General features: G+C 51.0%; 19 protein-coding genes. 3 read left to right on the top strand and 16 right to left on the bottom strand.

Translation table 11 applies throughout. The features are described from left to right. Nucleotides 1-311: 311 nt before the first annotated feature. On the bottom strand, nucleotides 312-1,322 hold the full coding sequence (locus B9T62_RS26415; protein ID WP_087918009.1) for a ketoacyl-ACP synthase III: 1,011 nt from the start codon (nucleotides 1,320-1,322) through the stop codon (nucleotides 312-314). A 211-nt stretch (nucleotides 1,323-1,533) separates the two neighbouring features. Beyond that, nucleotides 1,534-2,247: a hypothetical protein gene (locus tag B9T62_RS26420; RefSeq protein ID WP_087918010.1), complete on the bottom strand. Its 714-nt coding sequence runs from the start codon at nucleotides 2,245-2,247 to the stop codon at nucleotides 1,534-1,536. A 332-nt stretch (nucleotides 2,248-2,579) separates the two neighbouring features. Here B9T62_RS26420 and B9T62_RS26425 point away from each other — a divergent pair, with 332 nt between their 5' ends. After that, nucleotides 2,580-3,149, top strand: a complete 570-nt coding sequence (locus tag B9T62_RS26425) for a guanylate kinase (RefSeq protein WP_087918011.1) — start codon at nucleotides 2,580-2,582, stop codon at nucleotides 3,147-3,149. A gap of 106 nt (nucleotides 3,150-3,255) precedes the next feature. Here the strand turns inward: B9T62_RS26425 and B9T62_RS26430 are convergent, their stop codons facing one another. From B9T62_RS26430 to B9T62_RS26440, 3 genes are read right to left on the bottom strand one after another with little or no spacing between them, the layout of a single operon-like run. Continuing rightward, the gene (locus B9T62_RS26430; RefSeq protein WP_087918012.1) at nucleotides 3,256-4,269 is read right to left on the bottom strand and encodes a zinc-binding alcohol dehydrogenase family protein; all 1,014 of its coding nucleotides are present in this window, start codon (nucleotides 4,267-4,269) and stop codon (nucleotides 3,256-3,258) included. Nucleotides 4,270-4,311: 42 nt separating this feature from the next. Beyond that, nucleotides 4,312-5,253 (bottom strand): aldo/keto reductase, encoded by a 942-nt coding sequence (locus B9T62_RS26435; RefSeq protein ID WP_087918013.1) that lies wholly within the window; start codon nucleotides 5,251-5,253, stop codon nucleotides 4,312-4,314. Nucleotides 5,254-5,295: 42 nt separating this feature from the next. Further along, the gene (locus B9T62_RS26440) at nucleotides 5,296-6,132 is read right to left on the bottom strand and encodes an amidohydrolase family protein (RefSeq protein ID WP_087918014.1); all 837 of its coding nucleotides are present in this window, start codon (nucleotides 6,130-6,132) and stop codon (nucleotides 5,296-5,298) included. Between the two features lie 136 nt (nucleotides 6,133-6,268). On the opposite strand from B9T62_RS26440, the gene B9T62_RS26445 reads away from it, so the two are divergent. Next, nucleotides 6,269-7,123, top strand: coding sequence for an AraC family transcriptional regulator (locus B9T62_RS26445; protein ID WP_169834437.1), 855 nt, complete (start codon nucleotides 6,269-6,271; stop codon nucleotides 7,121-7,123). Between the two features lie 95 nt (nucleotides 7,124-7,218). Here B9T62_RS26445 and B9T62_RS26450 read toward each other — a convergent pair whose 3' ends face one another. The 10 genes from B9T62_RS26450 to B9T62_RS26495 form a co-directional block, all read right to left on the bottom strand. Beyond that, entirely contained in the window at nucleotides 7,219-9,513 is a 2,295-nt protein-coding gene (locus B9T62_RS26450; protein ID WP_087918016.1) for a glycoside hydrolase family 95 protein, read from the bottom strand. Nucleotides 9,514-9,553: 40 nt separating this feature from the next. After that, a complete protein-coding gene (locus B9T62_RS26455; protein WP_087918017.1) occupies nucleotides 9,554-11,125 on the bottom strand; it encodes a glycoside hydrolase family 43 protein in 1,572 nt (523 codons plus the stop codon). Next, on the bottom strand, nucleotides 11,122-12,735 hold the full coding sequence (locus B9T62_RS26460; RefSeq protein ID WP_169834438.1) for a response regulator transcription factor: 1,614 nt from the start codon (nucleotides 12,733-12,735) through the stop codon (nucleotides 11,122-11,124). Before B9T62_RS26460 ends, B9T62_RS26455 begins: the two co-directional genes overlap by 4 nt. Before the next feature lies 1 nt (nucleotide 12,736). Next, nucleotides 12,737-14,482: a sensor histidine kinase gene (locus tag B9T62_RS26465; protein ID WP_087918019.1), complete on the bottom strand. Its 1,746-nt coding sequence runs from the start codon at nucleotides 14,480-14,482 to the stop codon at nucleotides 12,737-12,739. 103 nt (nucleotides 14,483-14,585) lie between these two features. Beyond that, entirely contained in the window at nucleotides 14,586-16,055 is a 1,470-nt protein-coding gene (locus tag B9T62_RS26470) for an ABC transporter substrate-binding protein (RefSeq protein WP_087918020.1), read from the bottom strand. Nucleotides 16,056-16,063: 8 nt separating this feature from the next. Then, on the bottom strand, nucleotides 16,064-16,900 hold the full coding sequence (locus B9T62_RS26475) for a carbohydrate ABC transporter permease (RefSeq protein ID WP_087918021.1): 837 nt from the start codon (nucleotides 16,898-16,900) through the stop codon (nucleotides 16,064-16,066). A gap of 17 nt (nucleotides 16,901-16,917) precedes the next feature. Then, nucleotides 16,918-17,844 carry a carbohydrate ABC transporter permease gene (locus B9T62_RS26480; protein ID WP_087920436.1) on the bottom strand — a complete coding sequence of 309 codons (927 nt, stop codon included), beginning with the start codon at nucleotides 17,842-17,844 and terminating at the stop codon, nucleotides 16,918-16,920. 212 nt (nucleotides 17,845-18,056) lie between these two features. Beyond that, nucleotides 18,057-19,661, bottom strand: coding sequence for an extracellular solute-binding protein (locus B9T62_RS26485; RefSeq protein WP_087918022.1), 1,605 nt, complete (start codon nucleotides 19,659-19,661; stop codon nucleotides 18,057-18,059). Nucleotides 19,662-19,743: 82 nt separating this feature from the next. After that, a complete protein-coding gene (locus B9T62_RS26490) occupies nucleotides 19,744-20,637 on the bottom strand; it encodes a carbohydrate ABC transporter permease (RefSeq protein ID WP_087918023.1) in 894 nt (297 codons plus the stop codon). A gap of 11 nt (nucleotides 20,638-20,648) precedes the next feature. Further along, on the bottom strand, nucleotides 20,649-21,524 hold the full coding sequence (locus B9T62_RS26495) for an ABC transporter permease (protein WP_157794202.1): 876 nt from the start codon (nucleotides 21,522-21,524) through the stop codon (nucleotides 20,649-20,651). 593 nt (nucleotides 21,525-22,117) lie between these two features. Here B9T62_RS26495 and B9T62_RS26500 point away from each other — a divergent pair. After that, on the top strand, nucleotides 22,118-24,370 hold the full coding sequence (locus tag B9T62_RS26500) for an AraC family transcriptional regulator (RefSeq protein WP_087918024.1): 2,253 nt from the start codon (nucleotides 22,118-22,120) through the stop codon (nucleotides 24,368-24,370). A 740-nt stretch (nucleotides 24,371-25,110) separates the two neighbouring features. Here B9T62_RS26500 and gtfA read toward each other — a convergent pair. Beyond that, nucleotides 25,111-26,553: a sucrose phosphorylase gene (gene gtfA, locus B9T62_RS26510; protein ID WP_087918026.1), complete on the bottom strand. Its 1,443-nt coding sequence runs from the start codon at nucleotides 26,551-26,553 to the stop codon at nucleotides 25,111-25,113. Nucleotides 26,554-26,607 lie beyond the last annotated feature (54 nt).

Genomic DNA, 26,607 nt, shown 5'->3' on the forward strand with positions numbered 1-26,607 from the left:
CCCTCCTGACCCTTTGAAAACCAATCATATCCATTGTCCCATTTCTACAACCCTTTAAAGATAATTACACAAACTTCTTGACGCTACCGCTAATGCCATTAGGCTGACATTTAACGGTAGTTTCTCCCTATCGTCGCTCACACAAAAAGCAGCAGCTCAAGCGAACCTCGCCCAAGCAGCTGCATGTTGTCCTGCACGCTATACCATCTATTTCTACGTCTATTAACACATCTACTTCCACATCTATACTCGCAATCCATCATTCTATATCACGTTCACTAATTGCACTGAATTCACATCTGCATCTACATTTACAGCGTTGTCGGTTCCCCTGTCTGTACTGCCAGATCCAGCTGCACCAGTTGGCCGGCATGGGTCAGGCCTGCTCCGAAGCCATACAGCAGAAGGTTCTGGCCGTTCTGCACCTTGCCCTCACGAATGCCGAGGTCTAGTGCGAGCGGAATCGTCGCAGCTGAGGTGTTGCCGAAATAGACCAGGCTGTGCAGCACCTGTTCGATCGGGTAGCCCATACGCTCGCAGATCGGCTCAATGATCCGCATATTGGCACTGTGCGGGATGAACCAGTCTATCTGCTGAAGGCTCATTTCAGCCTTGCCGAGCAGCTGCTTCACGCCGTCCGGAACCGTTCTTACCGCCCAGCGGAATACCTCGCGCCCGTTCTGCACCAATAGCTGCGAATCGACCATTTCAACGTCATTTACCGTATGGGACAACCCTGTACGGTAGACATGATGCCCCCCGCCACCGTCGCTTCCGAGATGGAAGCCCTTAAAGCCCCCGGCCTGTCCGTCGCTCTCTACTAACACTGCCCCAGCCCCGTCGCCAAAAAGCACACAGGTGCTGCGGTCGTTGTAATCCGTAATTTTGGAGATTGTATCAGCCCCGATGACCAGGACCTTGCGGTGCATTCCCGATGCCACATAGCTGTGGGCGGTATGCAGCGCATAGACAAATCCGGCGCAGGCTGCGCTTAGATCAAACGCTCCCGCGCTCAGCGGAATATTCAGCCGATGCTGCACAATCGAAGCCGTAGAGGGGAAAGTGAAATCAGGCGTGCTGGTCGCTACCAGGACCATATCGACGTCATCCATTTTTTTATCATAACGATGCATCAGATCCTGTACGGCAGCCGTACACAGATCACTGGTATATTCATCCTTGCGGGCGATTCTGCGCTCACGGATACCGGTCCGCTGAACAATCCATTCGTCGTTGGTATCCACCATCTGCGTAAGGTCGGCATTGGTTAGTCTACGAGCCGGCACATAGGAACCGATTGCTGTTATTTTGGCGCCTGTCAAGCTGCATCACCCCATCTTATAGTATCTGATACTAGTACCTGGTACTAATTATAACCCAAACTCCCTGATTCCTGCAATACGCCCTGCAAATATAAAACATATATAGAACGTGAACTTAAGAATGTTACATACGGAGTTGCCAGGAAGCCCTATGGTTCAGGATTTCTGGCAACTCCACTACTTCATTCTTAAGTTCATCTTATATAGCCACTTATTCCTTGCGTTCTGTCGGTTTATTCCGCCGTTTCACTCGAATGATCCATAAGATAATTGCCACCATACCTACAGCCAGAATGCTGAGGGTAATTACAATATTCTTGATATTCGGCACATACACCACTAGCTGCACAGGGTCCGTGTCGGCCAGCGAAATGTTCCAGGCCACCGTTCTGCCCTCATCCACAGCAGCATTGTTATCACCGATCAGGTCCAGCGGCAGCGTAAGCTTGAAGTCAAACGTCAGATTGGCCATCAGCAGTCTGACCAGCGGCTTCGACAGCCCCGGGGTTCCGATTGTGTCCATCAGATTGTCGGCGTAGGTCTTCAGCTTGGGCTGGGCCTGGACGTCATAACGGGTGAACAGCCAGCGGTCCGCCGTCTCCACCGTCGTGTCCACCACATCCCAGTTGCCTGAAGTAGCACGTATCTCCTCAAAAGAAGCATAGGATTTCATAAATTGATATTGTGCAGAATTGCCGTCTTTAGTCTTCTTCAGTTCAATACCGGCATCCGAAAGGCTGCTGGTCAGCTTATCCTCCAGCGTGCCGCTGATCAGCGATTCCGCACGGGAATCCAGCTGGAGATTAACCGCCAGATCGATGCTGCCATTCCGGTGCACAGTGACATGGGCGCCCCCACTCGCACAGCCCGCAAGCAACACCAGCAAGGAGAGCAGCCCCAGAAGCGTGTACAGCTTTTTGATCATATGACGACTCCTCCTTCTGTCCCCATCCATCCAGTTCATATAACGGTCTATAGACCTGTGTTTAGTGTATCTCATCCGGGAGATGAAGTGAAATAGCCGCTTGTATTATATAACCCAAAAAGATAGTTTTTCATTAACAGAGCAGGAGTAACCGTGTATGAGGAGGTAACCTTCAATGAGCGGGAATTCCACAAACATGAAATGACGCGCCGGAGTCCGAAAAAGTCTATAATAAGCCATGGCGGATTTGCAGCGACAGACTGTATAATACTAATCTATTATACTCTCCTATTCAATTCACTATCGAGATCAACGAAGAAGGTGTAACCCCTATGGGAAAAATATTCATATTGTATGGCCCTTCCGCTTCCGGAAAAACAGAGATACAACAGCAGCTGACCTCTCCCTTATTTCCGAGAATTATCACCGCCACTACGCGTCCGCCCCGGCACGGTGAAGAAGACGGCATCCATTACCGGTTCCTCTCCACAGAAGAATTCCAGCATAAAATGGAGCAGAACGAACTGGTAGAATGGACGTTGTACAACAGCCACTATTATGGAACTCTGCGCTCCAGTGTGGAGGAGGTGCTAGCCGGGAAGATGGACGCCAACAGTATCATGGACCTGCCGGGAGTGCTCGCGCTCAAAAAACAATACGGTCCCTATATCCGCGCCATCTATATTGGCGCGGATCTGGCCAGTCTGCGCAAAAGACTGCTGGAGCGGGGCAGTGACCCGGCCGAAGCAGCCGCCAGGGTGGCTAAGGCCCAAGGCGAGGAACTTAGCGATGCGTATATGGCACACGCCGACATCGCTATCTGGAACAATGATAGCACAGATTTCGCCCAGACCCTGCAGCAGGTTCGCGACTATATCGCAGCCAATGGATCACAGAAATAATCTAAACAGGGGGTCGAAAGCACAAGTATTTCGTGCTTTCGACCCCCTGTTATTTTTACTCCATCCATCATTACCCGGAAGCTCTCTCTAGTCCCAGTATTCTGCCTTACAGCTCAACAATCGCCTTAATAACCTTCTCCTCCGGCAGCAACCAGCGGTCAAACCGGGAGATCATCTCCGTAAAAGGCACCCGGTGCGTGATATAAGCCCCTACGTCCAGACTTCCGTCCTTCATCGCTTCCATCACCTGCCCGAAATCCTCCAGGGTCGCATTCCGGCTGCCCATTAACGTCATCTCACGTTTGTGGAATTCGGGATCATTGAAGGTGATCTCCTCGCGCACAAGCCCTACGTAAACCAGCTTGCCGCCATGGCCCACATACTCAAAAGCGCTGCTCATCGAATGCAGGTTGCCTGTGGCGTCATACACAACCGTCGGATAATCGCCGCCCGTAAGCGCGGCAATTGCTGCGCCTGGCTCCTGAAGGGCATGTACGGTGTAGTCCGCCTCGGCCCATTGCTTGCAGAAGGCCAGCCGCTCCACATTCACATCCATAGCAATCACTGTTGCCCCCTGTTGCTTGGCAAAAACCATCACCCCAAGTCCTATCGGCCCGGCGCCGATGACCAGCACTACCTCTCCGGCCCGCAGCTCAGAGCGGCGCACCGCATGTCTGCCGATACTGAACGGCTCAAGGAGCGCGCTCTGCTCCAGCGACAGCCCGTTCGTCTGGATTAGATGGCTGATCGGAACGGTGACCCTCTCTCTCATGCCGCCGTCAATATGCACGCCGAAGACCTGCATGTCAGTGCAGCAATTGGTTTTGTCGTTGCGGCAGGCAATACAGCTCCCGCAGTGCATATAAGGGATGATACTTACCTGGTCGCCTGCCTTCAGGCCCTGATCATTGCCGCCAATCTGTTCAATCGTACCTGCCAGCTCATGCCCCAGAATGCGGGGGTAGCTGAAAAAAGGCTGTTTACCCTGATACGCGTGCAGGTCGGTTCCGCAGATACCAATCCGCCGAATCGCAACCAGCGCCGAGCCTTCGCTCACGACAGGCTCTTCAAGTTCCTTCAGCACCAGTTGACCGGGCTGTTCACATACAATACTCTTCACGTGTAGACACTCCTCTATCATCAGATCACTTCAGGCAACTGGCTAACTCGGCTGCAGATTATACTCAGGACGTCCGCTCGGCCAGGTATGGTTGTGTATCGGCTGGAGAATCTCCAGTACCTCCTTGAGAAGTTGCTCATTGATCGGCTCATCGCACCAGGCGATATTGTTGATAACATTCCCCACACTGGCCGTGCTGACCAGTGTGGTCGGAATCTGTTCATTCGCCACCGAGAATTGAATCGCCAGTCTGGACAGATCTTCTCCTTGGGCCGCACAGTGGCCGGCAGCCAGCTTGCATACCCGGCGGATCTCGACCGGAGCCGGGTGCCAGTCAGCCAGCGGACGTGTGCTCAGCAGTCCCATCGAAATCGGCGATGCGTTGATCACCCCGACCCGTTTCTCCTCCAGGAGCGGCAGCAGCCGCAGCAAGGAGGTATCATTCAGCGAATAATGGCAGTAGGAGAGAATCACATCCAGCTGCGCCTGCGCCAGGGTCTGCTCGAAGATCTGCAGGGGCAGGCCGGATACGCCGACGAACCGGGCTTTGCCTTGCTCCTTCAGCTTGTACAGAGTCGGGATCGCAACCTGCACCACCTGTTCAAACGGAACAAATTCCATATCATGCAGCAGCAGAATATCGACATAATCGGTTCCCAGCCGCTTCAGGCTGGCCTCCAGACTGGTAGTAATCTGCTCGGCAGAATAATCAAACTGCTCGGGTCCAATCCGGCCAGCCTTGGTAGACAGCAGGAACCGGTCGCGCGACAAGTCGGCAAGCGCTTTGCCCAGTACCGTCTCTGCCTTGGTTAATCCGTAATACGGTGAAACATCGATATAATTAATTCCTTGATCGACAGCAGCATGAACGGTGCGGATTCCCTCCGCTTCATTAATTTCTCTAAATACGGAGCCCAGGGAGGATGCCCCGAAGCTTAGCACGGAAACGTCCAGCCCAGTCTGGCCGAGCGGTCTGTATTTCATGTTATGCACATCCTTTATTTGATTTAAATATAACTCTTCAGCTTATACCCTAAGTCTGTAGAACTCTGCCGCGTTCCTTCCAAACAGACGCTCCCGGTCTTCTTCTGTATACCCCTCCGGCAGACATGCCTCCAGCACGCCGACTACCTCATCATAGCTGGCAGACAGCAGGCAGACTGGCCAGTCACTGCCGAACAGGACACGCCGGGGGCCGAAGCAGTCCAGCACCTGTGTGATGTATGGCCGGAAATCCTCCGTGCTCCAGTGCTGATGTACCGCTTCGGTTACCATCCCGGAGAGCTTGCAGTATACATTAGGATAACCGGCAAGTAGGCGGAGCTGTTCGCCCCACGGCTCCAGCCGTCCGGCAGCAATATCTGGCTTGGCGATATGGTCGATTACCCCTCGCAGATGGGGCACCTGCTCCAGCAGCTTCAACAACTGCGGCAGTTGATCGGCTACCACCAGCAGATCGACATTAATCTGCTCATGGGCCAACCAGTGGAACGCTTCCATAATAGGCGGCTGCAGCAGCTCCCCGGCTTGCTCCATCTCCTGGATCATGACCCGGATGCCTACCAGCTTGGGATGTGCGGCCATCGCCGCATAGTGCTCGCGGCAGGCGGGATCTGCGGGATCAAGGTAGCCTACAACACCAAGGATCTGCTCCGACTGTCCGCTGAGCGACAGGATGTAGTCCGTCTCCGCCAGTGTTGGCGCAGCCTGAACGACAATGCTTCCGTCCAGCTGATGCCGCATCAGATGGGGTTCGAGCTGTCCCGGTCCGAAGTCACGGTGCAGCACCGGCAGTTTCGGTGTAATCCAGCCGTAGTCGCCGCGCTCTATTTTCCAATAATGCTGATGACTGTCTATGCGCACTGAGCATGCCTCCTTCTCAACCCTTATGTAATAATCATAACAGCAATAATAAAGATTAAAATAACGTATTGAAGCAATATTGTACTCTTTTTTGATATTTGATATGATAGTGCGGACAAATTGGAGGTGAGTGCCGGTGGAACCGGTACACAAGCAATTTCATACTGACCGTTCGTTTCCATTCGATCTGGTCTACAAGGCTACCAAACAATCCGGCGAAGAGCTGCCGCATCATCTGCATGACTGGTGTGAGCTGATCTATGTGTATCGCGGCGCAGGACATTTCTTCATTGATCAGACGCTCTATGATATGCATCCTGGTGATTTGTTCATCATTCCCGAGGATACGATCCACCGGGCCTTCCCAGACAGCTTGAATCCGGTGACGTCGACGGCGTTGTTCTTCAACCCGTTGTTCGTGTCTCCGGCGGTGGCTGGTGATACGTTCTCGTATCTGCAGCCCTTCGAGCAGGGCAAGCTGCTCAAAAGCTACAAGCTACAGTGCCAGCCGCTGTTCCGGACCAAGCTGGAGGAACAGCTTGCCCTGATCCGCGAGGAGCTGCTGCTGAAGCGCAGCGATTACCAGCAGGCTGTGTCTCTTCAGTTGCAGTGGCTGCTGTTCGCGCTGATCCGCGAGACCGGGCCACAGCTGCCGTTCTCTGGCTCCAAGGACGCTCCGGTGTGGATGCAGGACATTCTGCGCGAGATCGACACGCGACTGTTCGAGGACATCGGACTGGCGGCATTGGCGAAGCAGGCGGCGGTCAGCCCGGCGCATTTCAGCCGGGTGTTCAAGCAGCGTACCGGCATAAACGTGACCGGTTATATTACGACCAAGCGGATTATCCACGCCAAAGAGCTGCTCCGCTTGAAGGATGCCAGCGTGAGCAGCATTGCGGTGGCCTGCGGCTTCGAGAGCTTGCCGCATTTCTACCGTGTATTCAAGAAGATTACGGGCGTCACTCCTGCTCTGTTCAGGAGGGAGCATTAGGCATGGCGGAGCAAGTGAAACTTCGCCGTAAATTTCATGGCTGCCCTCAAACCAGTCTTGCAACTTGCACTCATGCTCATCCTGTCGTTCATCCTTCAGTCTGACGAACTCACTATTAATTGTCCCGATTGCAGAATCAAGTGATAGGAATGACCCGATACTACTTCAAGCTCGCAGCTGTCAGATATCCCGGCAGCCAACGTCGATACGCAACAGATGCCACTGTGCTCTGCAGTGATCCGCGCTTCCTGCAGACATCCATCGGACCAGCGTATGTCCACACTATACCCCCCACGAGCCTTGAGTCCGGTTATTTGTCCTTCGGTCCACTTAGGCGGAAGCGCAGGTAAGAGGCGAAGCTCGCCGCTGCTGCTCTGAAGCAGCATTTCAGCAATTCCAGCTGTGCCACCGAAATTTCCGTCTATCTGAAACGGTGGATGATTGTCGAACAAATTGGGTAATGTGGACTGGCCCAATAAGGCTTGCAGATGCTGGCCGGCTTGTTCTCCGTCCTGAAGTCTGGCCCAAAAGTTGATAATCCAAGCCCGGCTCCAGCCGGTATGTCCCCCTCCATTTTTCAGACGCTGCTCAAGAGTGACTCTGGCCGCTGCCGCGAGCTCAGGCGTTTCGGAAACTGTAATCTCATTACCGGGATGTAGAGCAAACAAATGCGAAATATGCCGATGTCCCGGTTCAAATTCTTCGTAATCATGCACCCATTCTCTTATTCCGCCCGACCTGCCCAGCTTATTTGCAGGCAGACGCTCTAACGCTGCCTCGAGCTCCTGGCCCCAGTTATCGTCAATTCCCAGAATAGCTGCCGCTTGGATACAAGCCCGGAACAACGCGCGAATAATCTGGTTATCCATGGTCGACCCGTAACTGAATATTCCTGGCTGCCCGTCTGGAAGTAAATATGTGTTCTCAGGTGATACTGACGGACAGGTAACCAGTTCCCCCTCCGGACTTTCTGTAAGAAAATCGAGCACAAACAAGGAAGCTTCCTTCAGCGTATCGTAATGCCTCGTCAGAAACGCCTGGTCACACGTGAATTCGAAATGCTCCCACAGATGCAGCGACAGCCAGGCAAGCCCAAGCGGCCAATATGTAGCAGGCACCCAGGCATCCTGCGGGGCAGAGTCCGCCCAAATATCCGTATTATGATGGGCCGCTGCGCCCCGGCAGCCGTACATCACCTTGGCTGTATACTGACCGGACTTTTTCAGACGTTCTATCAGCTCAAACAGCGGTTCATGAAGCTCTGATAAATTACAGGTTTCTGCCAGCCAATAATTCATCTGCAAATTAATATTTATAGTATACTTGCTATCCCAACGGGGCAGAAATTGATCATTCCAGATGCCCTGCAGATTGGCAGGGAGCGATCCAGGACGGCTGGAGGCAATCAGCAAATAACGTCCAAACTGGAAATACAGCGAGCAGAACCCCGGATCATCCACACCAGTACGAATACGCTGCAGACGTTCCAATGTATCGTAAACACCCGCTTCTGGGTCATCACCTCCAAGCGTGATTCCAACCCTTTCATATAAGCTTCTGTAGTCGTCTTCATGATCAGCTTGAATGGCTTTGAACCCTTTCAAGGCTGCAGCTTCAACAGTCTCAAGAGTATATTGTTCAGGATCAGCATGACGGAAGGAGGTTGCCCCTGCCAAATACATAACCACCTCATCAGCCTGCTCCACTACGAGATGCTCTCCGATGATCTGCTGGCTCCCGCCTATTATGGTACATTTAATCACTGCGCTGTAAGACATTCCGCCCTCTCCGCCTGCGTTGCCGCTCAGAACCAGCCGGTCCAGGCCAATAGTTCTGACCCGCTCTGCGTAACGTCCCTTAGCCCGGGTGAGACAGCCCGTCATACTTATCGAATGGGGCCGGTCCGCCGTCAAGCGGATAACCAGCACGTTATCAGGATAGCTTGCCAGCAGTTCCCGCCGATAATGAATACCTCCAAACGAATAAGACACTCGGACTACCGCATTCTGCAAGTCGAGCTCCCGCTTATAATTCTGAACCTTGTCTCCACCATCCTCATTTAGAAAGGTAAGCATCAGGTCACAGAGGGGGAGATAGTGCCGCTGTGTTTCTGGTATGGACGTCATGGCCAGCACAGCCAGACGTTGTGCCTCACGCACCTTCCCTGCAAACACCAGCTCACGGATTTGTGGCAGAGCAGCCGCAGCATCAGGATTGTACCGGGACCGCGGCCCCCCATACCACAGGGAATCCTCATTGATTTGAATATGCTCTGTGCCGTTCTTCCCAAACACCATGGCACCCAGCCTGCCATTTCCAAGCGGCAGTGCTTCGTTCCACTCTTCCGCAGGCTTACGGTACCACAGTTTCTCGTCAAACTGATTTGTCACTATTCTCACTCCGTTTCTGAACCTTCATTTTGATTGCGTATCAGGAAAGGCCTGCCACCTTAAACCATCCGAAATCTGCATATCCTCCTGGTTGTTCAGTCGAGGTGGCGAACAAGCCGACTTTCGCGCCTACCCACTTGCTGACCACAGCCTGAAATCGCGGCCGATCTATGGACTCGAATTGCTCTCCGTCCAAGCTGAACCGGAAGGAGCACTGCCCACCCGGCTCCACGTCAACCTGCAGAATAACCGACTGACTGCCCGCACGCTGCTCCCACACTACTTGCTCCGTTTCTGCATTTCCTTCAACAAGTTGGAGCCGCCAGCCGCCAGCTTCTTCTTCCTCACGAATGCATACAAGGGCCGCATAGCTGTATCCAAAGACCATCAGTCCAGCCCGACTGCCGCTCTGCAGATTAGCCGGTTCCAGCCGTGTTGATGCCGCAAAGGCAGGGGCCGGAAATTTCTGCAGCAGCAGCTGCGGGGTCTGGAAAAGTGTGTTCGTAGGCTTAATGTTGACTGGCAGAGCAAACAGCCTCAAGTATCCTGGACGCTCGTTTAACGAATACCAAGAAGCTTCAGGGTTAGCCTGCCACTGCCACTGCAAGCCAAGCTGTTCCTCAATGAAGGTGTCAGAAGCGGACGGGGCTTCCAAAGGGACCGTCGCACCTGTAGCCGGCTTTCGGAACCCGGCAACCGGTTCTCCGCTTCCGTCTTCACCGACGTTCTCTCCTATATGGGGCCAATCCTCTACCCAAGTTACCGGCTGAAGATGTACAATTCTTCCGTAAGCATCCTTATGCTGGAAATGCATGAACCACGACTCACCCGACTCCAGTTCTACCCATCCTCCCTGATGGGGGCCGTTAACCGACGTCTCTCCTTGCTTAAGGACGATTCTCGATTCATAGGGTCCACAAGGCTTGCTGGAACGCAGCACGGTTTGCCACCCTTCTTCTACACCCCCAGCAGGCGCGAACACGTAATAATATCCGTTGCGTTTATACATCTTGGGACCTTCAATGGTGTTATGCTGTATAGGATCATCTATAATACTGATTCCCTCATCCAAAAGGCTTTTACCGTCCGGCGACATCCCGCATATACGCAGGCGGTGCTTGATCCCACTACGGCTATGCGCATATGCATGCACGAGATAAGCCTTGCCGTCATCGTCCCAGAATGGGCAGGTATCAATCAATCCTTTGCCTTTATGGACTAAATGAAGCTCTGACCATCTACCGGCAGGATCTTCAGCGGTCAACATCAGGATGCCAATATCAGGATCACCGTAGAAAATCCAGAACTTATTGTCATGATAGCGGAGGCTGGGCGCCCAGACTCCGTTACCATGCTGTGGGCTATCATATCCGGCAAATGGCATACGCGGAAGGGCATGATTGATCAGACGCCAATTCACAAGATCCTTGGAGTGCAAAATAGGCAGGCCCGGTATATGCCCGAAGCTGGAGGCGGTCATGTAGAAATCCTCCCCTACCCGGATGACATCTGGATCTGAGTAGTCAGCATAAAGTACCGGATTCACAAAGGTTCCGTCACCCTGATCGGACGTCCAGGGGCCCCACGGGAAATCGTTACGGTTAGTGTTCATTGTCTTCGCTCCGTTTCGTTATTTTTTAACTTTAGCTTGAATTCGCTGGGACTCGTGCCGGTATATTTTTTAAATACCTTCGAAAAATAAGCGCGGTCCGAATAACCTAGCATATAAGCCACATTTTCAGCGGTTTCGTTATTTTGCGCCAACAACCGTTTAGCTTCCTCCATCTTGAGCAGATGGACATGATCCGTGAAATTAAGACCCGCCATTTTTTTGAAATATCGCGAGAAATAACTCGGATTCAGGTGGAGATGTCTGGCTATATCAATGGATGTGATAGTTTTTTGAATTTGCTCGAAAATATAAGCATTGATCATCCGTAGATCAGGATTCGAAATATACTTGTCCTCATACGCCGATCTCGTCTGTGACAACAAACGGTCCGTAAACCAACGAACCATGCGGAATGCCTCTCCGATGCGAATCGTCTGCCGGATATCCTGCTGTAGAGGCTCCTCAATTTGTTGTCCGAGCTTATAAGCCGCTTGCTGCAAAAGCCGGATCACCAGATCCTGAGCCCTGATGGGCTTCAGTCGTTGCTCTTGGACCAGCTTTTCGATAGTGCCTATATAAATATGAACGAGAGAACGGTTGAATTCGCATAAGGCTGTTATCCATTTCTCTGCATATTCTTCGATATCATCTCCAAATGCTGTATCTCCCGCTTGGTACTCCCTTTGTTGGCAACTGCCGGTATGAACAACCCAGCCTGTATCGTAATATTGCAGAGTAAGTTCTTCTTTAATTCCATTAATCATTGCCTTTAAGTTGCTTAGCGGACCCGCACTGTCATCGACCGTAAAATAGCAGTCTATTTTCAGAAATTCATCCAGTTTGGTACGCAGTCCTGCTAAATAATCACCAAGCTCTCTCCTGGCCGTTTCCGCATCCGCTGTATTAGCAATAATCCAGAGCCGGGTATCACGGGCCAAAATTGGCATAACGTTTGTCCCTGCTGCAAGCTCCGAAGCAATGTTATAGGCGGCATAACGTACTAACTCCAGATGTTTTCGATCATAGATTTCGAACAGCCTGCCGAGGTCCAGATGGCACAGCACCACAGAGAAACAGGGCTGATTCCATTCAATACCGAGCCTTTTTCCTTGGATTAGCGCATTTCGCGGATCTGCCGAGTGTAGTAGTTCATCGAAAAATTGCTGTGTCAAAATATCTTTATTGCGTTCCACATCACTTTTATAGGCAATTCTCTCTAGCTCTGTTTGCGCAGAATGGATTCGTGCCTGTGCTTTACGAATGCTTTCAACCATTTTGTCCGGACTGAGCTCGTCTTTTACGATATAATCGTCTGCCTCAATACTGAGAGCTTCTTTTAGAAACTGAAAATCTTCATGGCAGGTCAGAAAAACAACCCGCAGCCCAGGGCTGGTTACACGGAAGTGTCGAGCCAGTTTAATGCCGTTTCCGTCCGGTAAGCCGATGTCGGTAATAAGAATGTCAGGCTGCATGGAATAAAACAACTCTTTGGCTTCTTCTGCAGAATATGCGGCAGCACAAACACTCATATCCAGTTGCTCCCACGGAATAAACTTTAGTAAATACTCCACAACCGGCACGTCATCATCAATTAGCATCACTTTGGTCATGTCACATTTCCTCTCTGGCTTCTTCCACTTCCGGGATGAATAAGATACATACACAACCTGCGGAAACACCTGGACGAACAATAAAGGATGCTTTATCGCCATAAGTAAGCTTCAAACGCCGCAGAACGTTGTACAACCCGATTCCACGTTCCCCTCGATGCTCCGTCCCATTAAGCAGTCTCTCATTCAACAATTTGGCCTGCACTTCGTCAATGCCTTTACCATTATCTTCGATCTGAATCTCCACCCCCCCGACAGCTTCTGCGACTGTCACTTGAATGCAGGGGCTGTGTACCTGGCGTGTCATGCCATGAACAATACTGTTCTCCACCAATGGCTGCAGCAGTAACCTTGGAACGCTGAGCGAACGGAATTGCTCCGGCAGCTCAATCTTCAGTTCGATATTCAGGCGGTTTCTCATCCGCATAATCGAAACGTATTGGTCGAGCAGTCTGCACTCTTCAGCAAGCTGCAGAGGTTCGTTCACCCGCAGATGGGCCCGGAGCAGGCTCATTAGTGAATCTATGGTTTCACTTTGCGCCTGGTTTCCTTCCAGGGCCAGATTGCATTTGATGGAGTTCAGCGTATTCAGCAGAAAATGGGGCTGGATCTGCGAGAATAATGCATACAGCTCAATGATCCGTTTTTCTTCCTGCTCTGCCTCCACCCTCCGGATCAATGTATTGATGTTATCCATCATATGGTTAATCGTATTGCCGAGCACAGAAATTTCATCCTGACCGGTGAGATTGTAGCGGATTAATGTATTCCCTTCCCCATACTGCTTGACAATTCGCATTAATTTTCCGATAGGCCGGTTAAGTCCTCTGGCAAAAACAACCGACATAAACAGAAAAACAAACAATACGATCAACAAGGCCATCAGCATATACGAATAGCGTTGGGTCAAATCTCCGGTCACCGAGTTCTTCTCAATCTCGTAGGTTAACTTCCAGAAGGTTCCAGGAACGTCTACCTGTCCCCGCATCCAGCCTTTTCGCGCTACTGTATTAAGAGTGCTTGGGCTCCCTTCCATCCCGGCAATCAATTGCCCATCCTCCTCATACAGCGAAAGCATTCCACCCCCGGAATTCTTAAACAGCTGCTGAAAGTAGGATTCGGGAACACCAATAAACATCGTGCCTAACACTTGGTGGCGAATAGGGTCATAGACCGATTTCTTAATAAAATAATAATAATCCTCACTAAATATGCCTTCGTACCCGCCATCCTTTTCAGCCCGGAACCACTTAACAAGACCAGAGGCAGCTTCGGAATCCGCCATGTGCTCAAAGTCCTTATCCTGCCGTAATTGGGTAATTTCCTCACTTTTGATGGAACCAACAATAGGATAATACTCACGGTTGACGAAAAAAACGCTAACATGCACCAGCGATAATTTACCGATCAGCAGGCTCACGTTCTCGTTCAGATTGGCATAATCCCGGTATTGATTGAAATTATTGAAGCTTCGCAAATGTTCAAGCTTTCTGAGACTGGTGAAGATACCATTGGGCTGGGATAACGAAAATTGATTTACCGTATATGTAGCGTCGTTGGCTATTCTGGACAAATCATTAGCCAATATGCCAATAATCCCCTTCATACTGGTACGGATATTTTCCTCATTCGCCTGTTTGTTCGCCATATAAGAGAAACCCGAAATCAGAAGCAGAGGGAGAATCAGGAAGAGCAGCAGAGCAGCCTGTATCCTGCGGTAAAAAGAAATTCGATATAACCAACGCAAGTGTCATTCCTCCAGTAGCCTGTCGTTTCCATGATGTTACCGTAGTCCCGAGAAAAGAAACAGGGAAATCGATGAACCGATCTCCCCAGCATGCTATAAGTTGTTATTTATTCGTATCAATAATTTTTTGCCCTTCTTCCATCATATATTTTTGGGCTTCCTCAAACGTTGAGTTGTCCAGCAGGAATTTATTGATACCGCCTTCCGCAACTTTTTTCAGTTGTTGTTGAAAGGAGACGCTGACCTCGGAGGAACCGGCTGTCCGCACACTCTCGTTGAACAGAGTATTAGACAACACTTCTTTATCCACAAGATCCGTTTTATCTCCGATGATTTTATCCAGAACCGTCTTGCCATCTGCCTTCTTCCAGCCTGGTATGCGTCCCGAAAGTTCAGCGCCTTCCATGGTGGCATATCGAATGAATTCGAAGGCTGCATCCTTGTTCTTGGAATTCTTGTGGATCGTCAGGAAGCTGCCGCTGATACTGGTCAAACCAGGCTCAACATTCTCCGATGAACGTGGAAGAGGGGCAAAGGTAATTTTGAAATCGCGAGGATAACTTTCCGTATTAAGGAACGCTTCATCCAGCGCATAGCCGGCAATTGGCAGCATGCTTGCGGTGCCATTCATGAAATCAGTAGCCCAGTGCTGCTTGGCTGCCAGAATATCTGCAAGCGGCTTAACGGACTTGTCCTCCACTTCCATCGCCCGGCGCAGATTGAACCAGTATTCGAACGACGGATCATCGAACAGCAGCGTTCCATCTTCCTTCATTTGCGGGTTCTTGAAATCGGTGTAGGCAATCAGATTGGCATATTCACCAAAGGTGTGGAAATAGACACCGCTACGGTCCTTTCCGGTATTTGCAAGTTTTTTGGCATAATCTCTGAAATCATCCCAGGTCCATTCGAAGCCAGGTACTTCCAGACCTGCTTCCTTCAGATGATTCTCATTCAGAGCCACGAACCAGAAGCTGGCGTCAGTCATTGCGCCATAATGTTTGCCATCGAAAAGAGGATTACGGTAATATTCTTCCTCAGGATTAATGTTGTTTGCCTGAAAGAATTCATCCAGTGGAGATAACATTCCATTACCTGCACGTTCCAGAACAAAACCTTCGTTATTAAGAAGCACAAGGTCTACTTTTTCACCGGAGGCCGACAGCACATCAAGTTTTTGCAGCATTTCACGTGAATCATTGTTTTGGACGAGTGCCACGTGCTCCACTTTGACATTTTCACTTTGTGCGTTGAAAGCGTCTACCAGTTTCATCATAGGTTCGCCAGACTCCCCCTTGGCGTTGGTATACAATTTTAGCGTGACCTGCTCTTTCGAGTCCTTTTCACCTTCTGCCTTGGGTGAGTTATTCCCCGCAGTATTCGCTGTTCCGGCATTATTATTACCTCCACAAGCCGTCAAAACCAAGATGAGGCATAACATAAGTCCTACAGTGATTTTTTTCATTTTTACATCCCCTTCTCTTTTGTAACTGTATTCTATATTTATCATAATCAATTGTAAGCGTTTTACCGTGTACTCTGATTGCGCCTTTTGCGTGTAATATTTTTTCATCTGATGCTTCAGCCTTTTACTCCTCCGACTGTAATACCGTTAATCACCTGCTTCTGCAGAATAACAAACACAATAATCAGCGGAATAATTGCCGAGACTGCTGCCATCATCATCAATGATACATTATTGGAGTACTCCTGACGGAAGAATTGAATACCCAGCGGCAGCGGGTACAGCTCCTTTGAGAACAGGAAGATCAGCGGATTCTGATAATCATTCCAGGTCCAGATAAATTTAATAATCCCTGCTGTTGCGAGGATGGGCCGACATAGCGGCACCATGATTTGAGCATAGATTCTGAAGTAACCGGCACCGTCAATTTTGGCAGATTCAATAAATTCATTGTGAACCCCCATCATAAATTGCCTCATCAAAAAGGTAAAGTACATGGAAAACATAAGCATCAGGATAATACCTTCATGTGTGTTATACAGACCGAGCCATTTAATCATGATGAACCTGGGTACCAGTGTCGCCTGTTCCGGAATAATCATAAACGACATCATCATGCCGAACATGATCCCTTTTCCTGGAGCCCGAAGCTTGGCTAATGAGAAGGCCGCCATTGAGGAGAAAACCAGCGTGCAAAGTGTAGCGATAACCGCCAGCTTTATGGAGTTCCAGTAAAATAAGGTGAACGGAACATTGTCCAGCCATACTTTGTGGAAATTATTCACCCAGTTCCAATCTCGTGGAATCCATTGAATCGGATAGATCATGACATCGCGCTCCAGTTTAGCTGAAGCTGATACCATCCATATCAGCGGTACAATGAATACGATCGAAAGAATACTGCACAGCACAGTAAAAATCAATCGGCTGAAATCTAACTTTTTTATATTCATAGCTGCTGCACCTTCCCCTACACGGTTTTCTCCCGAGCTTGAAACACCCAGGTTATAGAAGTTACTAGGATAACGAGCAGGAATAATATCCATGACTGTGCCGAAGCATATCCCATGTTAAAATTCACAAAACCTTCTTCATAAATCCGGTAAACAATTACGGTTGAAGCATCGTTGGGTCCGCCATCCGTTAAAAATTTGATCAGATCAAATACTTTAAACGAGCTGATGATCGTTGTGATCGTCAAGAATAGTGTGGTAGAGGCCAGCATCGGCATGGTGATATGCCAGAACTTTTTAAATCCATTAGCACCGTCAATTTCGGCGGCTTCGTATAAATCCTCTGAGATCTGCGTCAACCCTGCCAGAAAAATAATCATTTGATACCCAAGCGCCTGCCAGATCGCAATAACCATAATCGCGATGATGGCATAATGCGAATCCACCAGCCATTTCGGAACATTCTCAAGACCCATCTGCATCAGGAAACGGTTGATGGGACCATTGGAAGGATGGAATAAAGCTGACCATACCGCAGCCACAGCTACCGTAGAACAGATATAAGGAATGAAAAATAATATTTTGAACAAATCTTTGGCATACACCTTCGTATGCACAATTACAGCCAACACCATCGCAATAATCAAACCGAGGGGCACAGTAACCGCCGTGAAGAAAAGATTGTTCTGCAGCGCTTTCAAAAACTTAGAATCATCCAGCAGCCGGGTGAAATTATCAAATCCGATCCACTTCATTTCGGCAAACCCGCCTACTAGGTTCCAGTTGGTAAAGCTCAAAAACAAGGAAAAAAACAAGGGGAAAATAGCCAGTAGGATAATTCCGAGCGCTTCAGGCGCTAGAAAAAGCCAGCCTATAACCGCTTCCTTGCTTCTTGGATTCCACCACTTTTTTTTCTGTCCGTCCGCCGTTCGCTCCATAGCCATGGACATATAATCTTGCCTCCTGTATGTTTGTTTTACTAATAAGATCATTATAGAAAACTAAGAAGACTTTATCGGCTTAGGATTTATACCACTTCGCGTGTAAGATTTTGACCAATGAAAAAGAGCGTAAAAAAAGAATGCTACTCTAGTGGATTCATATCCACTCGGTAGCATTCTGAATTTCGGTAAATCGCAAGAAATGCGGTGAGTTGTTATTTCAAGCCCTTCTCCTGCACATAAGCATTCCATTGCTTGATGTATTCGGTCTGGATTGTCTCCAGGCCGGCCTGCTTCGCCTTCTGCATGAAGGTCGCCAGACCTGCGTCGATATCCTCAACCAGACCCGCCTGCAACGGGTAGAGGTATTGCTTCTCGACTTGCTCCAGCGCCGCTTTCTCCGCTTGGTAGGAGGTGTAGTCCTCGGCGAAGCCAGTAAAGAGGTCCGGCTTCTGGATCTGATCCAGCTCGGCAAAAATCGCCTTCACGCCGTCATACGATTTATCAAACAGCATAAATTCAGGATTCCGCCAGGCCCAGCCATTCATGCCCTCGCGGCTAAATCCGTTGGTGGAGGCGTCGCCGATCAGCTCATAATAACCTCCGGCATCAATCTTGTAGTTCTTGCCTTCGATCCCGTATTGGGTCAGCTGGTTATAGCGTTTGTCCATAACCATCTTCTCATAGAAGGCCAGAGCACGCTCCGGGTTCTTGCTGCTCTTCGGAATGGCGAAGCCATTGTGGATCGGGTGAACCGGTGTGGCATAGCCAATTGTTTTGCCGTATGGATAATAACCCAGATCCCAATCGGGATGCGCAGCCTTGACCTTCATCAGCGTATCGTTGAAGCGGGTCGGATTGTCTCCGAAGATACTGGCGGCCTTGCCGGCAATAATCGGTGCCTGGATGGTGTCCTTGACGTTCAGCACGTTCTTCGAGATCAGACCTTTCTCCTGCCAGCGGCGCATGGTCTGCAATTCGTCCTTATGCTCCTCGGAACCCCAATACAGATAAGCCTTGGAGGGATCGTTGTATTTGATGCCTACCCCGTATGGAAGCGGACTCCCCACGATGGAGTTCAGTGTCGTGTACACATCATGCAGATTACCTCTTACATCACTGTTGAAGGACCCTGGATTCATATCCGGCTCGTTCTTTTTAATGCCCTCCATGTAAGCTTCATAGCTGGCTAGATCGGTTGGCTGAGGGAGGTTATATTTCTTGCGCAGATCCTCGCGCCAGACGAAGCCATTCGTTACATATTCCTTGTAGGTAGCAGGGACGGTGTAGATTTTACCGTCGATCTTCACATCATCCCACATGTCCTGGGGCACAAATTGCTGCAGCTCCGGTGCAGCGACTGGCAGAATATCATCCAGGGGCAGGAAGGCGCCTTTTTTGGCATAGGCCTGATATTGGGTCCAGTCGGCAGTGAAGATCAGGTCAATGGATTGGCCAGAGGAGAGCAGCAGCTTGTATTTCTGATCCCAGTCCGTCCAGGTGGTGAAATTGAATTTGATGGTCGCGTTCAAGTCCTCCTTGGCCATCTTATTGACTTCGGCTTCAATGGTAGCCAGATCCTTCGGCGCATCACCCAGCATGTAGAACTGCAGCTCCACCTTCTTTGAGGTGTCCAGGCCAGTGGCCGCAGTCTCAGCCGGAGCTGATGTTGCCTCTGTGGCAGCGTCGCCGTTGCCCTTCTCCGGAGCCTTGGTCGCCTCAGCCGCCGTATTGCTGTTATTGCCTCCGCAGCCGGCCAGCAGCGCAAGGCTGAGCACCGACGTGAGCAGAATGGATGTTTTTCCTGATTTTTTCTTCATCTGAATCCTCCCTTTTGTTTCTGTTTCTTATGTCAGCCGTTTCCGCTGCACGCCCCCGCAAGGGCCCGCAGCCGAAGCGGTTCTAACCCTTAACGGCTCCAATCGTCAGGCCTTTGACGAAATAACGCTGCACGAACGGGTAGAGCAGCAGAATTGGCCCGGTGACGACAATCGCCATCGCCATCTTAGTCGATTCCGTCGGCACCTCTGTAGCAAGCGACACCCCGGTTCCGGCCCCCATCTGGGCAATAAACTGTGCCGAATTAATGACGTTGTACAAGTAGAACTGCAGCTGGTACTTATGCGTGTCATTGATGAACAGGGATGAGGTGAACCAGTCATTCCAGTAATACAGCGCCAGGAACAGGCCCACTGTGGCGATGCCCGGCATGGAGAGCTTGAGCACAATTTGCCAGTAGATGCGAAAGTCGCCCGCCCCGTCGATTTTGCCGGAGTCGAACAGTTCCTCAGGAACCGCCGATTTGACGAAATTCTTCATCAGAATAATCAGGAACGGCGTCATCAGGCCCGGCAGCACCAGCACGGCATAGGAATCCAGCAGCCCCAGATACTTCGTGATCATGATGTACCACGGCACCAGCCCGCCGCCGAACAAGGTCGTGAAATAGATATAGAAGGCGCAGCCATTGCGGTATTTGAAGTCCTTGCGGGCCAGCACATACCCGGCCATCGTCATGAAGAACAGGCCCATCGTTGTCCCGATCACGGTTGCACACGCAGTCACGGCATAAGCCCGCAGCACCTCCTGGGGAAAAATAAACACCGTCTTGTACCCCTCCAGTGAGAACTGGCCGGGAATCAGATGGTAGCCGTCGCGGATAATCGATTCATTGCTGGTCAGCGACGCGGAGATAATCAGCAGAAACGGCAGCAGACAGGCAACCGACAGCCCGATAATCACCACATAGGCGATACTGTGCAGCAGCCGGGTGTAGTTGTCCTTTTGAATAGGCATGTGTTTTCCTCCTAGAACAGAGCGTAGTCGTCGTTTATTTTGCGGATAATATAGTTCACGGTCATAATCAGGATGAAGCCGAACAGGGATTGGTACACCCCGGCAGCCGTCGCCATTCCCACATCAAAGGTTACCTTCAGCGAACGGTAGACATAAGTATCGAGAATATCCGTAGTATTGTAGAGCAGCCCGTTGTTGCCGATCAGTTGATAGAACAGGTCGAATTGCCCTTTCATAATACTTCCGAGCGCGAACAGCAGCAGCACCACGAACGTGGACTTCAGCATCGGCACCGTGATATACCAGATCCGCTGAAAAATATTCGCCCCGTCAATCTTAGCCGCTTCATAATATTCGTCGCTGATGCCCGTAATGGCCGCCAGGTAGATCACCATGCTGTAGCCGAGATTCTTCCACAGGTAGAAAATAATGATCAGGAAGATCCAAGCCCACGGTTTGCTGTACACATCCACCGGATTCAGGCCAAGCTGGAGCAGCATGGTGTTCAAGAAACCGCTATCATAATTGAACATGTTGTAGACGATGACACTTAGGATAACGAAGGACACGAAGTAGGGCAGGAACAGCACGGATTGGCTGATTTTTTTGAACCATTTGCCGTTCAACTCACTCAGCAGGATTGCACAGCATATCGCCAGCACATTGCCAAGCACGATAAAAGCGACATTATACCCAATCGTATTCATCGTCAGCTTCACCAGCGTACCGGACTTCCAGAGGAACTCGAAATTCTGCAGCCCCACGAACGGAGCGTTGAACATGCTGGTGTTGAAGTCAAACTGGGTGAACGCGTAATAGATGCCAATCATCGGAAAATAGGAATTGATCAGAAAAAAAATCAGCGTAGGCAGCAGCATCAGAAACATTATCCGGTTGTGCACCAGCTCATAAATAAAACCCTTTTTCTTTCTGGCTGTCCTTAGACGCGCCCCTCCATCGGCTTGAACACTGAGTCCGGCCGCAGAGATTGCTTTGGCTGAGGTTTGACTCAAGGCCTCTCACTCTCCTTTATATAGAAATATCGCTGTCATCCATGGGAAGGTCTGGCTCCCCGCTTCAGGTGTAGTTTTACTATACGGCGGTCCGTTCTTCTGACATAGTGAAGCTTGAGGGTATTTCTGCAGTATCCGGCGAATCGGCGGCTGAACAATTGCAACTTGTATGTCCTGGCGGCTGGCCGGCTTCAGGCTTCCGAAAGGTCCCGGCGGACCCGCCTTAGCGTCCTTCTGGTGCTTGTAGGGGCGGAAATTTCAAGAGCAGATCTGCGGATAGGTGCGGAAATAGCTGTTTTGTGCATAAATCTCAGAATGCTTCACACCGTAACTCTTGCGAAAATGCAGGAATCTAGCCTAGCTGCACTGTTCTGTTCACAACGGGGGATTTATAATGGGAAGAGTCATACAGGAAAAATAATCCAAACGTTGGCTGCTGTTCCATACTACGATCCGGGGGGTTCGTTATGAAGAATAACGATATGCGGAGAACTCGAGTGCTGTACGGCAAATTGCTGAGAACCATTACGCTGTGCATATCGTTGACTTTTCTGGTGTCTACCTTTGTTTACTATACCTATTACATCGGCGTGGAGAAGACGCAGACCTTCCGTTCAGACCTTAAAGACTTGACGCAGACGGGCAAAAAAGTCGTGAACATGGCTGAAGTCGCGCAAACGCTTTCATTTCAGCTGTACCGGACAAGTACGATCTCACATCTGCTGTTTTATAATGAACCTTCGATATATGAGGTCACGGCAGCGATGTCCGATCTGGGCAATTACCTGAATTCAATGCCCTACATCGAGTCCATTTATGTCTACAATCCCAACAATGACACGATCTATATCTCTGCCGCACAAGGCCAGAATGGCGTATTCACCCGTGAGGAGCTGGTAGATAAGCAGATTATCTCGATGCTGGAGCATTACCAGGATTACAGAACCTTCACCCCCATTCCGCGCACCTATTCACTGGGGAAGGAGTTCACGGAGGAGATTCCAGTCTACACCTATCTGTGTTATGACGCGATTAACTGGGACCGGGCGATTAATTCGGCCGTTATTGTCAATATTTCAGCCTCCTGGATCAACCGGGAACTGGCCGGAGGCAGTCCCGAGGGCGAAGATGCTGTTGCAGGCAGCGGCACCACTTATATTCTGGATGACCAGGGGCGTTTCCTCTCGGGAAGCGGGCTGACACTGGAACCGCTGGCTGCGGAGGAGAACGGCTGGCTGGAGCGCCGGGTGGCAGCACAGTCTGCCGGGTATTTCACCGCCTCCTTCCGGGGGGAGAAATCGCTGGTCTCCTATACTTCGCCGGACTCGCTCGGCTGGCAATACGTCCGCATCACACCTTACGACATCATTACCGAGCAGACCACGCAGATCCGCAATACAACGCTGCTGATCTCGGTCGTAATTCTACTGGCGGGTCTGCTGATTTCCAGGATTCTGTCCAAACGGCTGTATCTTCCGATCGATTCGATTGTCACCCGAATGAACGCGCTGGAAGCGGAGAAACGCAACAGTATGTTCACGATCCGCCAGAATGCGCTGCGCAGCCTTGTGCTTGGCATGAAATCGCCACAGAGCCTGCGGCAGGGGGAAGCGCAGTCCTTCGGTGCCGCCTTCGGCTTCAGTGAAGGGTACCGGCTGGTGCTGCTGCGGATCGATGATTACTCCACGCTGCGTGAGGAGAGGGGTTCCTACCTGCTCCCATACAAGTTCGCGATTATGAATATCGCTTCGGAGATCTGCGGCCAGACCTGCCGGGTAGAGACGGTCGATATGAACGATGACAGTGTGGTTATGCTGCTCAGCGGCCTGCCTCCGGCGGAACAGCTGGATGCCGGACTGATCGACGCGCTGCTGCGGCAGATCCGCGAGGCTTGCCGCGAATATCTGAAGATTGGCCTGTCGCTGGTCTACAGTCCGGCCAGCGACAACGCCGAGCAGGTGAACAGGCTGTACAAGGCGGCGCGGGAAGCCTCCAAGCACAGGCTGTTCTACGGACATGGCTGCATCATCGATGCCGGGTATATCGGGGAGCTGCAGAAGAATCTCTATGCCTATCCGGCCGATCTGGAGAAGAAGCTGGTCGAGGCACTTACGGGAGGCCGGACGGAGGAGGCACTCGAATACTTCTCCCAGATGCTGCGTGGGATGGAGCAGTATCCGTACCACGTGCTGGAGCTGACGCTGTCGCGGATCAGCTTCACGATCAAGCGGATTCTGGACAACATTGTCAAGTGCTCACCGGCAACGGAAAGCAGGGTGCCGCAACTGCCCTTGCTTGAGGATTATGAGACGCTGGAGCAGCTGGAGGCGGCCTATTGCCGGCTATTTGCAGACATTCAGGAGCGGCAGGCAGATAAACGCAGCTCCAAGCAGAGCGACCTGATCCGCCAGATCAATCAGAAGATCAGCGATCGTTACATGGACCCCAGCCTCAGTCTGAACCAGATCGCCGACGAGCTGAATATGTCGCCGATCTATGTCAGCCGGCTGTATAAGCAGCAGACCATGACCACGATTGTGGACTTAATCATGGAGGTGCGGATGACCGCGGTCTGCCGGCTGCTGAAGGAGAGCGACCTCTCGGTCTCCGAGATCGCCTCCGCCGCAGGCTTCACCAGCAGCTCCTACCTGCACCGCATGTTCAAGCGCAGCTTCAGCGTGACGCCGATCGAATTCCGGCGCTCGAAGCCGAGCGGCTGAGGGGCGCGGGCTTTGGGCGGTGGGCCGTGGCGCCACTGTAGGGGCGCGGGCGTTAAGCCGTGGGCGCCACTGTAGGGGCGCGAGGCGGAATTAAGTACTGATTTGCATCTATTTACTCTTCAGCCCCCTAATTGGAGTGGAGTCCTCCATATGCAGACATTGCTGAACATCGAGCGTACCCCAGCCTACCAATTGCTGAACATTCGCGCACCCCAACCTACCAATTGCTGAACATCGAACGCACCCAACCTACCAATTAAGTGCAAAACTGCAACTATTTTCGGTCGATTTCAGACTTTCAACTAATTTAAGTGCGAAAACGCATCTAATCCAGCCGATTTGGCCGAATCCCCCTCCTACGTATGAATTTAGTTGCACTTTCGACACTTAATTCTTCATAATCCCACATTTGGGCGGAATTAAGTGCTGATTTGCATCTATTTACTCTGAAGGCCTGGTGGAAGCTGGGGGAGCGGATAGAAAGAGAAAGGGGTGCGTTGATCGACGGTCGCTGGTTATCACGCAGGGGGCGAGTGAACAGTAGTTGGTTGGTTGGTTGGTTGGTTGGTTGGTTGGTTGGTTCGTTCGTTCGTTCGTTCGTTCGTTGGTTCGTTCGTTCGTTGGTTCGTTGGTTCGTTGGTTGCTTTCCTTATATATATCCGGCCCAATAAGAGCACAAAACAAAAAGACGCTCCCACCGCAAAACCCTGCGGCAGGAGCGCCTGCTCCAACTTCAAACTCTAGAATACCTGCTTCCAGTCCGTCCCCTGCTCTTTGGCCAGGATAACGAATTGTTTGGTCAGCAGATTGGCTTCCAGCTTGGCTTCGTGACCTTCATGCTGCCAAGTAATATCCAGCACATTGTCGCCCTGCGGAGCAACAGTGATCTCGCCGTCGAACGCCGGACAGCTGTTTCTGAACTTCAGCAGTTGGAACAGCCGCTGTACAACCGGACGCTCCACCTCTGCATTCACTTCATCCATCGTATAATAATGGCGGTTGATGTTACGGCCTTCCTTGGTGCTCTCCAGCAGCTCAATATCGTTCTCTCCGGCCAGCAGACCGACATAATAAATCTGCGGGATGCCCGGCGCGAAGCATTGGATCGCTCTAGCCAGCAAGTAAGCCTGATCATCGTTGCCAAGAGCAGAATAATAAGTGCAGTTGATCTGGTAAATATCCAGATTGTTATAAGCTTCTGTGCTGTAGATTTTCTTCACATTCGCACCTTGGCTGTAGAGGCTCTCGCGGGTCAGTTCCGCTTCCTCATCAGTCAGCAGGTCCTTCACATCCACTACGCCGATACCGTCATGGGTATCGAGGGTAGTGAACTGTTTGCGTGGACAGATCTCCAGCCAGTGGGCCAGTCGTTCCACTCTGCCGCTGAACAGGGCATGCAGCACCAGCATTGGCAGCGCGAAGTCGTAGACGTAATAGTCCTGTCCGGCGATTTTCTGCTGAATGCTGTAATGCTCATGAATCTCCGGCAGCACCTTGACGCCGTAAGGCTCGACCACCTGCTCCGACAGCTTCAGCATCTCCCAGATATCCGGCTCCACGAAGAAGCAGTTCGTGCCGATCTTCTTATTAGCATAGGCAAAAGCGTCCAAACGGATGATCGAAGCCCCCTTATCCGCCAGGAAGGTCAGATTGTCGCGCACAAATTGCTGGGTCGTTTCCGTGGTCACGTCCAGGTCGATCTGCTGCTCGTCGAAGGTACACCATACCTTCTCGGTGCTGCCATCCTTGAAGGTAACCTCCACATACGGCGCACGCGGCTTGCGCTTGTAGATCAGATCCACATCGGCTTCCGTCGGCTCGCCGCCCGGCCAGAAATCCTTATACCGGATGAACAGATCGGCATATTTGGACTCGTCTTTATGCTCCAGGAAATCCTGAAAGTATGGGGACTGGCGCGAGATGTGGTTGATCATGAAGTCATACATCATGTAGAACTTGCTGCTCATCTCTTCCACTTCGGCCCAATCGCCAAAAGCAGGGTCAACCTTCGTATAATCCATCGGCGCAAATCCCCGGTCGCCCGAAGAAGGGTAGAAAGGCAGCAGGTGAACGCCGCCTACTACGCCATGCAAGTGCTTCTCCAGCACCTCGTTCAGTTCCTTCAGATTCCGCCCCATACTATCGGCGTAGGTGATCAGCATGGCTTCATTTTTGATCTGCATAGTAAATTCCTCTCCAAGTTGAAATTTGTTCTCCTGACCGCTGCTTGCACCCGT

It is taken from the genome of Paenibacillus donghaensis, assembly GCF_002192415.1.
GTDB classification, from domain to species: domain Bacteria; phylum Bacillota; class Bacilli; order Paenibacillales; family Paenibacillaceae; genus Paenibacillus_AQ; species Paenibacillus_AQ donghaensis.

Coding starts and splice junctions, on each gene's coding strand:
- B9T62_RS26420 (WP_087918010.1), bottom strand. CDS start 2,247: ATGATCAAAAAGCTGTACACGCTTCTGGGGCTGCTCTCCTTGCTGGTG.
- B9T62_RS26425 (WP_087918011.1), top strand. CDS start 2,580: ATGGGAAAAATATTCATATTGTATGGCCCTTCCGCTTCCGGAAAAACA.
- B9T62_RS26435 (WP_087918013.1), bottom strand. CDS start 5,253: ATGAAATACAGACCGCTCGGCCAGACTGGGCTGGACGTTTCCGTGCTA.
- B9T62_RS26455 (WP_087918017.1), bottom strand. CDS start 11,125: ATGAACACTAACCGTAACGATTTCCCGTGGGGCCCCTGGACGTCCGAT.
- B9T62_RS26460 (WP_169834438.1), bottom strand. CDS start 12,735: ATGACCAAAGTGATGCTAATTGATGATGACGTGCCGGTTGTGGAGTAT.
- B9T62_RS26470 (WP_087918020.1), bottom strand. CDS start 16,055: ATGAAAAAATATTACACGCAAAAGGCGCAATCAGAGTACACGGTAAAA.
- B9T62_RS26475 (WP_087918021.1), bottom strand. CDS start 16,900: ATGAATATAAAAAAGTTAGATTTCAGCCGATTGATTTTTACTGTGCTG.
- B9T62_RS26480 (WP_087920436.1), bottom strand. CDS start 17,844: ATGGCTATGGAGCGAACGGCGGACGGACAGAAAAAAAAGTGGTGGAAT.
- B9T62_RS26485 (WP_087918022.1), bottom strand. CDS start 19,661: ATGAAGAAAAAATCAGGAAAAACATCCATTCTGCTCACGTCGGTGCTC.
- B9T62_RS26490 (WP_087918023.1), bottom strand. CDS start 20,637: ATGCCTATTCAAAAGGACAACTACACCCGGCTGCTGCACAGTATCGCC.
- B9T62_RS26495 (WP_157794202.1), bottom strand. CDS start 21,524: ATGTTTCTGATGCTGCTGCCTACGCTGATTTTTTTTCTGATCAATTCC.
- B9T62_RS26500 (WP_087918024.1), top strand. CDS start 22,118: ATGAAGAATAACGATATGCGGAGAACTCGAGTGCTGTACGGCAAATTG.
- gtfA (WP_087918026.1), bottom strand. CDS start 26,553: ATGCAGATCAAAAATGAAGCCATGCTGATCACCTACGCCGATAGTATG.